The organism is Curtobacterium sp. SGAir0471, assembly GCF_005490985.1.
Taxonomy (GTDB): domain Bacteria; phylum Actinomycetota; class Actinomycetes; order Actinomycetales; family Microbacteriaceae; genus Curtobacterium.
The window spans coordinates 747,299-761,191 of sequence record NZ_CP027869.1; the positions used below are offsets into that span (position 1 = coordinate 747,299).

General features: G+C 72.9%; 11 protein-coding genes. 6 read left to right on the forward strand and 5 right to left on the reverse strand.

Going from position 1 to position 13,893, the window contains the following annotated elements:
- The first annotated feature begins 74 nt into the window (after nucleotides 1–74).
- Complete coding sequence (locus C1N91_RS03510) at nucleotides 75–614, forward strand: gluconokinase (protein WP_137766620.1); 540 nt, start codon at nucleotides 75–77, stop codon at nucleotides 612–614.
- Here the strand turns inward: C1N91_RS03510 and C1N91_RS03515 are convergent.
- A complete protein-coding gene (locus C1N91_RS03515) occupies nucleotides 601–846 on the reverse strand; it encodes a hypothetical protein (protein WP_058728948.1) in 246 nt (81 codons plus the stop codon). The two genes, C1N91_RS03510 and C1N91_RS03515, sit on opposite strands and share 14 nt — an antisense overlap.
- A 464-nt stretch (nucleotides 847–1,310) precedes the next feature.
- Here C1N91_RS03515 and C1N91_RS16845 point away from each other — a divergent pair, with 464 nt between their 5' ends.
- Both C1N91_RS16845 and C1N91_RS03525 read left to right on the forward strand, forming a co-directional pair.
- On the forward strand, nucleotides 1,311–2,522 hold the full coding sequence (locus tag C1N91_RS16845; RefSeq protein ID WP_217496461.1) for a sensor histidine kinase: 1,212 nt from the start codon (nucleotides 1,311–1,313) through the stop codon (nucleotides 2,520–2,522).
- Nucleotides 2,519–3,202 carry a response regulator gene (locus C1N91_RS03525; RefSeq protein WP_254678333.1) on the forward strand — a complete coding sequence of 228 codons (684 nt, stop codon included), beginning with the start codon at nucleotides 2,519–2,521 and terminating at the stop codon, nucleotides 3,200–3,202. Before C1N91_RS16845 ends, C1N91_RS03525 begins: the two co-directional genes overlap by 4 nt.
- Here the strand turns inward: C1N91_RS03525 and C1N91_RS03530 are convergent, their stop codons facing one another.
- From C1N91_RS03530 to C1N91_RS03545, 4 genes are all read right to left on the reverse strand, one after another.
- Nucleotides 3,203–3,859: a class I SAM-dependent methyltransferase gene (locus tag C1N91_RS03530; protein ID WP_254678334.1), complete on the reverse strand. Its 657-nt coding sequence runs from the start codon at nucleotides 3,857–3,859 to the stop codon at nucleotides 3,203–3,205. It abuts the gene before it with no gap.
- Between the two features lie 292 nt (nucleotides 3,860–4,151).
- The gene (locus tag C1N91_RS03535; RefSeq protein WP_137766622.1) at nucleotides 4,152–7,685 is read right to left on the reverse strand and encodes an SdrD B-like domain-containing protein; all 3,534 of its coding nucleotides are present in this window, start codon (nucleotides 7,683–7,685) and stop codon (nucleotides 4,152–4,154) included.
- 103 nt (nucleotides 7,686–7,788) lie between these two features.
- Entirely contained in the window at nucleotides 7,789–9,228 is a 1,440-nt protein-coding gene (uxaC, locus tag C1N91_RS03540) for a glucuronate isomerase (protein WP_137768649.1), read from the reverse strand.
- Nucleotides 9,229–9,323: 95 nt separating this feature from the next.
- On the reverse strand, nucleotides 9,324–10,364 hold the full coding sequence (locus C1N91_RS03545) for a LacI family DNA-binding transcriptional regulator (protein ID WP_137766623.1): 1,041 nt from the start codon (nucleotides 10,362–10,364) through the stop codon (nucleotides 9,324–9,326).
- A 143-nt stretch (nucleotides 10,365–10,507) separates the two neighbouring features.
- Here C1N91_RS03545 and C1N91_RS03550 point away from each other — a divergent pair, with 143 nt between their 5' ends.
- The 3 genes from C1N91_RS03550 to C1N91_RS03560 are packed head-to-tail and all read left to right on the forward strand — an operon-like array spanning nucleotide 10,508 to nucleotide 13,817.
- Nucleotides 10,508–11,860 carry an ABC transporter substrate-binding protein gene (locus C1N91_RS03550; protein WP_137766624.1) on the forward strand — a complete coding sequence of 451 codons (1,353 nt, stop codon included), beginning with the start codon at nucleotides 10,508–10,510 and terminating at the stop codon, nucleotides 11,858–11,860.
- Nucleotides 11,860–12,873 (forward strand): carbohydrate ABC transporter permease, encoded by a 1,014-nt coding sequence (locus C1N91_RS03555; RefSeq protein WP_137766625.1) that lies wholly within the window; start codon nucleotides 11,860–11,862, stop codon nucleotides 12,871–12,873. Before C1N91_RS03550 ends, C1N91_RS03555 begins: the two co-directional genes overlap by 1 nt.
- Nucleotides 12,870–13,817, forward strand: a complete 948-nt coding sequence (locus tag C1N91_RS03560; protein WP_254678335.1) for a carbohydrate ABC transporter permease — start codon at nucleotides 12,870–12,872, stop codon at nucleotides 13,815–13,817. The genes C1N91_RS03555 and C1N91_RS03560 overlap by 4 nt, the downstream gene beginning before the upstream one ends.
- Nucleotides 13,818–13,893: the final 76 nt, after the last annotated feature.

Sequence of the window (13,893 nt, forward strand, 5' to 3'; positions counted from 1 at the left end):
CGACCGACACCTTGGGTCGGCACGGGTGTTCCCGTGACTGGGGACGGGAAGCGGACGACCCGTACTGTGGAGGGATGACCGACCACGACGTCCTCCCGCCCGTGCTCGTGATGGGCGTCTCCGGCTCGGGCAAGTCCACGATCGGCCAGGCCCTCGCCGACGCGCTCGCGGAGCAGGGCCAGCCGAGCACGTTCGTGGACGCCGACGACCTGCACCCGGCCGCCAACAAGGAGAAGATGCGGCAGGGCACGCCCCTCACCGACGAGGACCGCTGGCCCTGGCTCGACGCCTGCGCGGCGCGCATCGCCGAGGTGCAGGCTTCGGGTCACCGCTGCGTGATGGCGAACTCCGCGCTGAAGCGGGTCTACCGCGACCGCCTCCGCAGCGCGGCGCCCGACCTCGTCATCGCCTTCCTGGACGGCTCGTACGAGCTCATCGCCGAGCGCCAGTCGCACCGTCACCACGAGTACATGCCGTCGTCGCTGCTCGACTCGCAGTTCGCGACCCTCGAACGGCCGCAGCCCGACGAGACCGCCGTCGCGGTGTCGATCGAGGGTTCGGTCGACGACACCGTGGCGACGATCACGTCGGCGCTGTCGGTCACTTCCGGCTGAGCTCCGCGAGCCGCGAGCGGTACTCGTCAGCGTCGATGTCGCCGCGCGCGAAGCGGTCGGCGAGGACCGCCCTCGCGTCGGACCGCGCGCGCCAGCCGCCGCGGCGCAGGACGCCGAACACGACGGCGACGGCCAGGAGCACCAGCAGGAAGAACGCCGGGAAGAGGAAGAAGGGCGGGCCGCCGTGCCCGTACGGGCCGACGGCGGCGATGGTCGAGAGAGCGGTGTGCACGGTTGCCTCCTGTGCGGGTCGTGCCGCCCGGTCGGGCGACGTTCCAAGCGTCCGACCTGGAGGCTCGTCCCGCGTCCGCCACGAGGGCCCACTCCCGCCTGCTCCCCGCAGCCGTAGCGCCGTCCCTCCTGCACTCCCGGCTACTCCCCGGGGAGTAGTCCACAGCTCCTGCCACGGCCCGATGCCGTGGTGTCCGGCCGACCCTAGGCTCGGACCATGCACCGCACTCCCAGTGCCTCCGCCGAGGCGACCGACGACCAGCGGGACGGCGTCCGCCGCTTCGCCCGGGTCGGGCGGGTGCTGCCGGTCGCACTCCTGCAGATCGCGGGACATTGCTGGCGGCGCGTTTGCCGAGCGGTCCGGCCGACGGTTCCACCGTCGGCCCTCGCAGCGGCCCGCCGTGGGCGTCCCACGTCCTCGGGTCCTCGATCGCGGACCCGGCGGTCCCGGGTCCGCTCGCGATCGTGCTGCTCGTCGCCGGGGTGCTCGTCCTCCCGTGGCGGTGGCGGTGGCCGACGGCCGTCCTGCTGGTCACCCTCGCGACGACGATCGGCTACGCCCTGCTGGTCAGCCCGCGGGGACCGTTCGTGGCCGCGCTGACGATGGCCGCGGTGAACGCGTGGCTCCGTGGGCGCCGCACCATCACGGGGATCGCGCTCGGGGTGGCGGTCGCCGTGCTGCCGACCGCCGACGAATTCCTCGGACGGAAACCCGCGCGGGACCTCGACGCGGTGTTCCTCGCCGTGGCGTGGGCCGTGGTGACGTTGGCCATCGCAGAGCTCGTCCGGGTCCGACTCGAGCGCGTCGCGGAACGTCGTCGCCGACGTGCGGCTGCGGAGCGGGACCGTGCGCGTGACGAGCGCGTCCGCATCGCCCGGGAACTCCACGACTCCGTCGCGCACAGCATGTCGCTCATCAACCTGCAGGCGGGTGTGGCGCTCCACCTGGGGTCCGAGCTCCCCGAGCAGACGCGCAGTTCGCTCGCCGACATCCGCGACACCAGCCGCGAGGCCCTGGTCGAGCTCCGGACGATCCTCGGGGTCCTGCGGTCGGTCGACGGACCCCGCGATCCTGATACGGGCGAGTCGGGCGAGTCGGGCGAGTCGGGAGAGCCGGGCGACGAGTCGCGCGACGGCGGATCACCGAGGGATCCGTCGATCGGCATCTGGGCTGCTGGCGGAACGCCGGCCCCGAGCGCTCCGGATCGTAGCCCCGTGCCCGGGCTCGACCGCCTGGCCGACCTGGTCGAACGGGCACGTGCAGCCGGTGTGGACGTCACGGCCGACGTCGAGGGCGACCTCGCGCAGCTGGACCGCACCGTCGACCGCTCGGCGTTCCGCATCGTGCAGGAGTCCCTGACGAACGTGATGAAGCACGCTCCCGAGCACCGCGCGCGCATCGCCGTGCGGGTCGAGCCGGACGTCCTCGAGCTGTCGGTGCAGGACACACCCTCCCCGGGCCGCACCGTGACCGCGGAACGGCGGACGCCGCTGCTCGGTCCGTCGGGCAACGGCGTCATCGGGATGCGCGAGCGAGCGACGTCCGTCGGCGGCACCCTGTCCGCCGGACCGACGCCCGACGGGGGATGGCGCGTCGCCGCTCGACTGCCGTCGGCTGCGGCTGCGGCTGCGGCTGCGTCGCCGTCCCGCCTGGCCGAGACCGAGGAGCGACCGTGACTCCAGCCGATGACCCGATCCGCGTCGTGCTCGTGGACGACCAGGTGCTCATCCGCGCCGGGTTGCGGGCACTGGTCGACGCCGAACCCGGCATGACCGTGGTCGGTGAGGCCGGCGACGGCGACCAGGCCGTCGCGACCGTCCGACGCGAGCGTCCCGACGTCGTGTTGATGGACATCCGCATGCCGGGGACGGACGGACTCGTCGCGACGCAGCGCATCTCGGCAGACCCGGACCTCGACGGCGTGCACGTGGTGATCCTCACCACCTTCGAGGAGGACTCGTACGTGTTCGAGGCGATCCGCGGCGGTGCGGCCGGGTTCCTCGTGAAGGACACCGAACCCGCGGAGCTGCTCCGCGCGGTCCGCACCGTGCACGCGGGGGAGTCCCTGCTCTCGCCCGGGCCGACACGGTCCCTGGTCGCCGCCTACGCCACGCACGCCAAGCCGTCGGCGCTCGCGCCCGCCCTCGACGTGCTGACGGAGCGCGAGCGGCAGGTGATGCAGCTCGTCGCCCTCGGCCTCACCAACACGGAGATCGCCGAACGGCTCTTCGTCAGTCCGATGACCACGAAGACGCACGTCTCCCGCGCCATGATCAAGCTCGGTGCCCGGGACCGCGCGCAGCTCGTGGTGTTCGCCTACGAGACCGGCCTGGTGACGCCGGGCTGGCAGCCGTGATCAGGACCGGCGCGCGATGACGGCGGCGTGCGGGCGAGCACCGACGTCGGCCCGTCGCTGCACCGTGTCGACCGTGAACCCGGCGTCCTGCAGGACGGCGACCATCCGCTCGACGGGCCAGCGGTACGCCGTCGTCACGGCGTGGTCGAACGGTTCGAGGGTCGGCCCCTCGAAGAACCCGACGAGCAGTGTGCCGTCCGGTGCCAGGACACGGTGGACCTCCGCAAGCGCTGCCGGCACCCGGGTCGGTTCGTGGTGCACGAGTGCGTACCAGGAGAGCACCCCTCCGGCACCGGCGTCGGGCAGCCCCGTCGCCTCCGACGTCCCCGGTCGGAACTCGACCTCGGGGGCGGCTGCACGCGCGAGCGCGACGAACCGTGGCACGGGCTCGATGCCGACGACGACGTGGCCGCGACGGTGCAGGTGCGCTGCCCAGTGGCCGGGGCCGTACCCCACGTCGAGCAGGAGTCCGGGCGTCGCGTCCGCCCACGCCTCGACGAGTGCCCGGTCCTCGGGGTGGACCGCGCGCATCGAGCCGAGGACCGCGGCGTACTCGTCCGCTCGGTCCCCGTAGGCGGCCACGACGTGGTCGACGCCGTGGCCCGGTGCGCTGGCCGCGTTCGGTGCGCTGGCCGCGGTCGCCGGTGGGTGCTGCACAGCTCGACGGTACCGACGGGCACCGACGTGACCGCGCTGACGTGACCGCGCTGACGTGACCGCGCTGACGTGGCCGCACTGGCGCGTCCGCACTGACGTGGCCGCGCCGGTGGGCCGCACCGACCAGGCCGCAGCGACCAGGCCGCACCGACGTGACCGCAATGACGTGGCCGCGCCGCCCCATCCGTCCCGACCTGTCGAGTCCGCGCTCGACCCCGGGCCGGACGCACGACGGCGAGGTCGGGCCGCCCGGCAGCGACCCGACCCCGCCGTGCGCGGTGTCCGACCGATGTCAGTCGGACGACGCCCGGGACCGACGACGGCCCAGCAGCAGGGTCAGCCCGGGCACGAGGAGCCCGAGCGCCAGGGCCACTGCGGCGCCGACAGCCGTGCCCGTCCAGGCGAGCCGCCCGGCCGTCGGAGTGTCCGCCGCTGCGTGCGGTGCGTCCCCGCTGCCCGTCGACGTGTCGCCTCCGCTCCCGGGGGCCCCGCCGGCACCGTCCTCCGGACTGCCCGGACTGCCCGGACTGCCCGGACCGCCCGGGTCGCCCCCGGGTCCGGGACCCGTCCCACCGTCGCCTCCGTCGCCCCCGTCGTCGCCCCCGTCTCCGGCCCCTGCAGCGACCAGTCCGGCGTCGACGGTCGTGTCCCGGCGCACCCCCTCGAGCGCACCGGTCGCACTCGTGACCCGGTCGATCGCGACCGGCGCGGTCTCGCCGTCCGGACCGGCGTCGGAGTCGAGCGCCGGATCGTCACCGACGTGCTCCTCGGTGAAGTGCGTGCCGTCTGGCGCCGTGAAGTGCACGCGGTAGTCACCCGGCCGCAGGCCGTCGAACCGGTACTCGCCCTGCTCGTCGGTGGTCGTCCGGCGCTCGACCTCGTCACCGCGGTCGTCCGTCCCGGAGAGCGCGACGGGGACACCGCCGACACCGCGCTCGTCGTCGTCCTGCAGACCATCGTCGTTCCGGTCGTCCCAGACCCGGTCGCCGATCGCCCCGGCGACGACCCGGACGGTCGAGGGGTTGGACTGCACCGGCAGCGCCAGGTCGGCCGTCCTGAGCCCGAAGCGGTTCACGTAGCGGTCGCCGTCCTGCTCGCCGCTCGTCGCGAGGGTGAGCCGGTGCGTGACCATGTCACCGGCCGCGACCGGGGTGCGCCGTTCGACCCTGACCGCGGTCACGTGCGCGAGTGCGTCCGGGCAGCCGTCCGCGCCGAACTCGTCCTCGGCGCACCAGCGGGTCGCTCCGCCTGGCTGGTTGCTCGGGTCTGCACCGTCCAGGGAGACAGCGGCGGGATCGGCGTCGGTGTACCGCACGACCTCGTCCCCGGCGGGGTCGGTGGCGACCGGCTCCGCGAGACCGACGCTGCCGTGGAAGTCCGAGCCCCGTGTGTCACCTCGGTGCGGCAGCACGTCGATGAGGTCGAGGTCGCTGATCGGGGTGTCGTCGGTGTTCGTGACGTCGAGGTCCCACTCGGGGTGGTCGCCGGTCACGACGACGGGGGCCGGTGTGCGCTTCTCGACCCCGACACCGCCGGTGGTCACGACCTCGAGTCCGCGCTGGGCGGTGCGCCAGCGTTCGTCGGACCGGTCGGCCGGTGACGCGACGGTCACGGTGTTGGTGACGCGCCCTCCTGGAGCCGAGCGGTCGATCCGCGCCGAGTAGGTGATCGGGGCGATGCGGCTGTTGGGGTCGACGTCGTGCAGGGTCCAGGTCAGGCGCTGGTGCTGCTGGCCGTCGTCGCCCTGTACGGTGTCGACCTCCGGCGTCACGGATGCGCTGTCCTCGACGTAGGACGTGTGCGCTGGCAGGACGTCGCGGACGGTGACGGTGGTCGGGTGTCCGTCGGCGAAGCCGTTCGTCAGGGTCGGTCGCAGCGCGTAGTCGACGGTGTTCCCCGGCACGACCGCGCTCGTCAGGTCAGGGGTGTCCGCGGCATCGTGCCCGGGGTCGACGACCACCTTGCCGACGCGGACCAGGTCCTCGGTGAGCACCACGCTGTCGGCCAGCCCGCCGGCGGCGTGCTCGGGGTCCTGCTGGTCGTGCACCCACCCGGGCTGGTGGTCCCCGAAGCGGGCGTGTCCGAAGTCCCGAGCACGGGTCCCGTCGGGAGCCCACTCGGTCGTCACGGTGGAGTACAGGCCGGCGGAGGCACCGCCGGGCAGGTCACCGGTCACGCGGACCGCCCCGACCGCGGCGATCCCGCCCGGGACGTCCGCCGGGTCGTCGTACCAGGGGCCGTCGCCGTCGTCGCACGTGCGCACCTGTCCGGCGGCGGGTGACACCATGTCGTACGCGGCGTACTGCACGTGGGCGGGTGCGAAGCCGCTCGTCCAGGCGGGTGCCCGCCCGCCGACCGCCGTCAGACGCTGCGTGCGACGGTCGAACGTGTCGCACAGGGCCGCGTTGCGGAAGGGCGCGAGCCCGGGGTTCGACATGGTGACGTCACTGCGGAGCCGCGTACCGGCTGTGGCCCACGGATCGCCGTCCTTCGCCGATCCCGCGGCGACGCTCGTGCCGTCGCTGCCGAGACGCCAGAGTCGCTTGCCCGCGGTGCCCGGTCCGAGCTCGACGAGGTTCCGCCGCGCGCTGTTGTCGGCCGTCGGTTCCGTACCGCCCGGGAAGTTCGGCGTCCCGCCGACGGACGTCGTCTGCAGCGGCGTGAAGGTGTTGACTGACTCGACGGACGTCGGGGCGGACGGCGTGGGCATCCACAGCGCGATCCACCCGCTCACGACGTACGGCTTCGCGCCGCCGCTGATCGGGCCGCCGCCGATGTTCCGCCCGGGCATCCGCGCGGCGTCCGTCACGGCGCCGTCGATCGCCACGTCGACGTCCCCGCCCGGCTCCGCCTGCGTGCAGGTGATGGTGCCGGAGTCGGCCACGGCGCGGTCGCCCCCGCCGCGGCCACCCGGCAGACCGCTGAACCGCACACCGTCCTCGCCGTTCCGGCCGCAGGCGGGCCGACCACCGTTCCAGAGCACCGCGTGCGACGGTCGGTCACCGAGCAGGTGGGACAGGTCGTCGGTGAAGTGCATGGCGCCCGTGCTCCGCTCGAACCCGAGCAGGCCCTGCCCGGGGACGGGCGACTGCCAGTGGACGGTCATCGGGTAGATCAGCTGGACGCCGGGTGTCCCGTCCGGACCGGGGACGTCGGTGCGCAGGGTCGAGCCGACCACGGCCTTGCTGAGGTCGTACCGCGGCGCGGCCGACACCACGGTCGTGGCCGAGGTGACCGGCGCGGTCGTTGCGGCGTCGTCCGCGGAGGCGGTGCCGGTCACGGCGATGCGGTCGCCGTTCCGCAGGTCGCCGGAGACGTCGAGCACTGCCGGGACGGCGACGGCGTGCCCCGAGGCGACGTCGCCGAGGTCACAGGTGAGCCGCTGGCCCTCGACGCCGGACCCGGAGCCGGTGCACGCGAGCGGGACGCCCGCCCAGCTCGTGCCCGTCGGGGCGTCGAGCACGAAGCGCTCGTGGTGCGCGGTGCCGTCGCCGGCGTTCACGGTGACGCGGTAGGTCACGGCGTCGCGGGTCCGGACCACGCCGTTCGTGGGACCCCGGTCGGAGCCGGGACCGTCCTCCGGGGTGAAGGGGCCGTGGCCGTCGGCGGCGACCTCGACGGCCAGGCCGATCACCGACTCCGGCGCGGTCACGGCAGCGGCAGCACCGGTCGGACCGAGCAGGACCGAGGGGACCGCCAGGGTGAGCGCCCCCAGGGCACCGGCCGTACGGCGGGACCGAGCGCGACGGACCGACGGCGCACGACGAGCGGACGGAGGACGCGGGGTGGGCGAGGGGTGGCGTTCGGGTGACGGGCGTCGAGACATGGCGCTCCTCGATCGGGATCAGGGTGGACGACGGACGCCCCACCTTGTGACCGTGAGGACCGCAGCGTCGAACACTCTGCATGTCACATACACGCAGTCCCGCTCAGAGCTTGAACGTCGCCTTCGGTATGTCCGACACGATCCGCCGTGCGGTGTGCACCGCGTCCTCCTCGCTGAGCTGGTGCGTCACCACGAGCGACGCCAGGTACGCCGCGTCCGCCCGACGGGCCATGTCGTGCCGCGCGGGGATCGAGCAGTAGGCCCGGGTGTCGTCGATGAACCCGGAGGTCTTCGTGAACCCGGCGGAGTCCGTGACCGCCGCCCGGTAGCGTCCGATCGCCGCCGGGGTGTCGATGAACCACCACGGGGCTCCCGCGTACACCGCCGGGTAGAAGCCGGCGAGCGGCCCGATCTCCCGCGAGAACACCGTCTCGTCCACCGTGAAGAGCACGAGGTGGAAGCCCGGTGCGGTCCCGAACGCCTCGAGCAGCGGGCGGAGCGGCTCGGTGAACGACCCCACGCTCGGCAGGTCGTGCCCGGTGTCCGGGCCGAAGCGCTCGAGCGTCGGCGTGTGGTGGTTCCGGAGCACACCCGGGTGCAGCTGCATGACGAGGCCGTCCTCGACGCTCATCTCGGCCCACCGGAAGAGCATGTCGTGGCGGTAGGCGACGGCCTCGGCCGCGGTGACACCCGACGGTCTCCGCATCGCCGCCGCGTGGATGCGCGCGCGCTCCGTCGCGGACAGCGGCGTCGACCCCGCGTCGAGCACCCCGGTGTCGGTCGCGGTCGCCCCGTGCTCGATGAAGTACCGACGCCGGTCCCGCAGCGCTGCCAGCAGCCCGTCGTGCGTACCCGTGTCGATGCCGGACGCCTCGCCGATCGACGCGACCACGTGCCTCCAGTCCGGACGCGACGGGTCGAACACGGCGTCGGCGCGGAACGTGGGGAGCACCCGCCCGCTGAAGGACGGGTCGGCGGCCAGCCGCGCGTGTGCGGCGAGGTCGTCGGCGGGACCGTCGGTGGTGGCGAGGACCTCGATGCCGAAGGAGTCGAACAGCGCGCGGGGGCGGAGTGCTGGCGTCGCCAGCGCCGCGGCGATGCGGTCGTACTGCTCGTCGGCGTTGGTGACCGACGGCTGCTCGGTCAGGCCGAAGACGTCGTGGAGCTCCGTCTCGAACCAGTACCGCACCGGCGTGCCGGCGAAGTCGTCCCAGTGCTCGGCGAGGCGGCGCCAGACCTCGCGGCCGTCGGGGAGCGGGTGCGCGCCCGATCGGTCGGGGCGTCCGAGGTCCTGCAGCCCGACGCCGTTCGCGTGCAACAGACGGAGGACGTAGTGGTCGGGCGTCACCAGCAGCGCGGCGGGGTCCGGGAAGGGCTCGTCGTCCGCGATGAGCGCCGCGTCGACGTGCCCGTGCGGCGAGATGATCGGCAGGTCGCGGACCGCGTCGTACACCGTGCGCGCGACGGTGCGGGCGCCCGGGTCGGCAGGGAACAGCCGGTCGGGGTGCGGTGCGAGCGGCGTGGTGGTGCGGGTGGAGGACATCATCGGCTCCTTCGGGCGTAGGCGGGACGGGCGAGGCGGGACGGGCGGTGAGCGGCGGGGCGGGACGGGCGGGGGCGGGCAGGGCCTGCTCGCGGTCAGCGGGGACGGACGGGCGCCGGCCCCGTGGACCCCCGGACGGTCAGGTGGGTGGGCAGCGCGACGGCGCCGGAGGCGTGCTCGCCCGGCACCTCGTCGGCGGGCAGGGCGTCCAGCCGTCCGAGCAGCATCCGGATCGCAACCCGTCCCGCACGCTCGATCGGCGAGGTCATCGTCGTCAGCGGCGGGTTGCAGAAGTCGGCACCGAAGATGTCGTCGCAGCCGACGACGCTCACGTCCTCCGGCACCCGGATGCCGCGCTCCCGGAGGCGGGTGAGCATCCCGATCGCAATGAGGTCGTTGAACGCGATGCAGGCGGTCGCACCGGCGTGCACGGCGGCATCGGCGGCTGCCGCTCCGGAGTCCACGAACGGTGCGTGCGGACCGATCCGGGCGACCCGCACACCCAGGCGCTTCGCGACGCGCACGAGCGCACGCCAGCGGCGCTCGTTCGACCACGAGCTGTCCGGGCCGGCGACGTACAGCACGTCGCGGTGCCCGAGTGAGACGAGGTGCTGGACGGCCTGCTCGACCCCGCCGGGGGTGTCGATGAGCACCGACGGCACCCCTGCCGGGCGCCGGTTCACGACGACGAGCGGCGTGCGCTCGGCGAACCGGGCGATCTGCGCGTCCGACAGGCGGGAGGCGGTGAGCACGGCACCGTCGGCCTTGCCGGCGACGGCGCTCAGTGCGGCGACCTCGGCCTCGGCGGACTCCTCGGTGTCGACGAGCAGCTGCGTCCACCCGGCGGCGGAGAGCTGGTGCTGCGTGCCCCGGATGACGTCGAAGTAGAACGGGTTCGTGATGTCGGACACCAGGACGGCGACCGCCCGGGTCCGTCCGGACGTGAGCGCCCGGGCCTGCGAGTTCGGGACGTAGCCGAGCTCGCGCGCCGCCTGCTGGATCCGCTGCTGCGTCGCGTGGTTCACGCGGTCCGGCAGCGACAGCGCGCGCGACACTGTGGACGGTGCCACCCCGGTCGCGTCGGCGATGTCCCGGATGGTCACCCGCCGCGAGGTGTCCGTGTCTGCGCTGCTCACGAGGCGAAGCTAGGCCGGGTTGGCAACAAGTGGCAACCGGTTGCCGGTTGTTGCCACGAACGGGACAGTGGTGGCACGTCGGCAGCGCAGCCGCCGTCCCGGGCACCGTCGCCCGGGGGAGATGTCGAGGAGGACACCCCCGCATGAGCACAGGAAGACGCAGGACCCGCGTCCTGGTCGGTGCCGCCGTCGTCGCCGTCGCCGCCCTCTCGCTGCAGGGCTGCGCGATCGTGGACGGCAGCGGTGACGACCCGGACACCCTCCGCGTGATGATGGGCGCGGACACGACCTACCCGAAGGAACGGGCGCAGTGGCAGCGGGAGACCGCCGCCGAGTTCGAGCGCACCACGGGCGCCGACATCCAGTGGGAGACCTACTCGACCCCGCAGGAGGAGCTCACCGCCATCCAGACCAGCGTCATCTCCGGCCAGGGTCCCGACGTGTACGCGATCGGGACGACCTTCACCCCGACGGCCTACGCCACCGGCGCGTTCGTCGAGATGGGCGCGGAGCAGTGGGACGCGGTCGGCGGCAAGGACCAGTTCGCACCGGCGTCGCTCGGCATCTCCGGACCGAGCACCTCGAAGCAGATCGGGATCCCCTTCGCCAGTCGGCCGTTCGTGATGGCCGTCAACACCGACCTCCTCGCACGCGCCGGGATCACCGACCTGCCGACCACCTGGGACCAGCTCACCGAGGACGCCCGGAAGACCACCGGTGACGGCACCTACGGCATGGCGATCGCCTACGCCGACGGCTTCGACCCGTGGAAGTTCGTGTGGGGCATGGCGCAGAACGCCGGCAACACGGTCGTCGACGGCGGGAAGGCCGAGATCGATGCTCCCGCGGTCGAGCAGGCCTACCGCACCTACTTCGACTGGGTGACGAAGGACGGCGTGGTCGACCCGGCGGCGATCGGCTGGAACAACCCGCAGGCCCTCGCGCAGTTCGCCGACGGCAAGGCCGCGTTCTTCCCGATGACGACGACGACGTCGCTCAACTCGCTGAAGGGCTCCGCGGTCGACGGCAAGTACGAGTACGCACTGCTGCCGACCGTGCCGCCGGGTGCGACCGAGCGCCCCGCCGACGGCATCGAGGCGGCGAGCATCCTGTCCGGGGACAACCTCGTCGTCGCCGACTACGGCTCGAAGCAGGACCTGTCGTTCGCGTTCGTGAAGCAGGTGTCGTCGCCCGAGGCGCAGGAACGCTACTTCGAGCTCTTCGGGCAGCTGCCGACGAACACCGTCGCCGCCGACCGCATCGCCGAGCAGAACCCCGACCTCGCCCCGATCGTCCGCGCCGGCGAACTGTCGAAGCCCACCGCCTTCACCGGCGCATGGTCCGACATCCAGCTCGACCTCGTCGACGTCGTCGTGCAGTCGATCCCGTCGCTGAAGAGCGGCGAGGTCAGCGACGACCAGCTCCGGAAGCGCCTCGCAGCGGCGCAGCGGGACGCCCAGGCAACGCTCGACCGCCAGAAGAACGGAGGGCTGTGATGACCACCACCGAGGCCCGGCCCCGCCAGGAGACCCCGCGCGAGGTCCGCCCGCACGGGAAGACCCCGCTGTACAAGCGCGAGCGTCCGCTCTGGATGCTCCTGCCCGGCGGCGTCCTCATGCTCGCCGTCATCGTCGTCCCGCTGCTCGTCGGCGTGTACATCGCGATGCTCGACCTCGACCAGTACACCCTCCGCCAGTGGTTCAGCGCTCCCTTCGTCGGGTTCGCGAACTTCGCCGAGGCCTTCACCGACTCGCCGCTCCTGCACTCGATCTGGATCTCGGTGTCCCTGTCCGTGCTCGTCACCGCGGTCACCGTGCCGATCGGCGTCGCCGCGGCGGTCTCCACGCAGAACCGGTTCCCCGGACGCGGACTCGTCCGGTCGATCTACCTCGTGCCCTACGTGCTGCCGGCGTTCGTCGTCGGGACGTTCTTCCGCACGATGCTCCAGCCGCAGGGCGTGGTGAACACCGTGCTCGGCACCGACGTCCTCTGGTTGAACGGCTCCGCGTCGTACTGGGCGCTCGCGGGCGTCATGGTGTGGACGAGCTGGCCGTTCGTCTACCTGCTCTCGCTCGCCGGGCTGCAGGCGGTCGACAACGAGGTGCACGAGGCGGCGGCGCTGGACGGCGTGACGTGGTGGGCGAAGCTCCGCTACATCGTGTTCCCGTACCTGCGCGGCCCGCTCAGCCTGGCGGTCATCATCTCGATCCTGCACAACATCAACAACTTCACGCTGCCGTTCGTGCTGTTCGGGAACCCCCTGCCGTCGAGCGTCGAGGTGATGCCCGTCCTGACGTACATCGCGAGCTTCCAGTCGTTCCGCTTCGGCCTGTCCGCGGCGATGGCGATCTGCTCCCTGGTGATCGTCGCGATCCCGCTCTTCGTCTACCTGCGGGCCGTCCGGCTCGACACCGGCGACGACGCGGGCCCCACCCGGAAGCAGCGCCGCGCCGACCGCGCCGTGCTCGCCGCCCCGGCCGCCGCCGACATCGAGGGAGCCCGCGCATGAGCGCCTTCAGCCAGATCCGCACCCGTCCGACCGCGACGCTCACCGAGAGCATCACCGCCGGCGGCGCGAGGCGTCCGAAGCGTCCGTACGACACCGACGTCACCCGGCTGCTGCCCCGGTGGCTGCTGGTCACCGTGATCGTGCTCCTGGTCGCGTTCATCGCCGTCCCGGTGCTGTACATCCTGTTCGGCTCGGTGAACTCCGACGTCGCGGTCGCCCGCGGCGAGTACTTCCCGTCCGAGTTCACGCTGTCGAACTACGCCGCGATCTGGGACACGGTGGCGCTCGGCCAGGGGCTGGTGAACTCGCTGCTCACCGCGGGTGCGGTCGCCGTCGCGAGTGCCGCGCTCGCCGTGTCCACCGCGTACGTGCTCGTCCGGTTCCGGTTCCTCGGCCGCCTGACGATCCTGCGCGGGCTCCTCGCCCTGCAGTCGATCCCCGGAACCCTGCTGCTCCTGCCCGTCTTCGTCGTGTTCGCCAACATCGCCAGCGCGACCGGCGTGCAGGTGATCGGGACCCGCTGGGGCCTCTTCGTCACCTACCTGACCTTCGCCCTGCCGTTCTCGACGTGGGTGATGGTCACGTACCTGCGCGGCCTGCCGAAGGAGCTCGAGGAGGCGGCCCGCATCGACGGCGCCTCGAGCACCCGCATCCTGCGGAGCGTCGTCCTGCCGCTCTCGTGGCCGGGCATCGTCGTCTCGGCGATCTTCGCCTTCCTGCTCGGCTGGAACGACGTGCTCTTCAGCACGATCATGACGACCCCGAACACCCGCACGGTCGCCGTGGTGCTGCAGGTGCTCGGCACCGCCCAGGAGGGCGGCGCCGTCCCGATCTACGGCCAGATGATGGCCGCCTCGATCGTCTGTGCGGTGCCGGTCGTCGCGCTCTACCTGGTCTTCCAGCGCTACCTGGTCGGCGGGCTGACCGCCGGCTCCGTCAAGTAGCGAACGCAACCAGACGACGGACGGGAGGCGCGGTGCCGGCCCGCCCCGCGCCTCCCGTCCGGTCTCATGAAGGGAA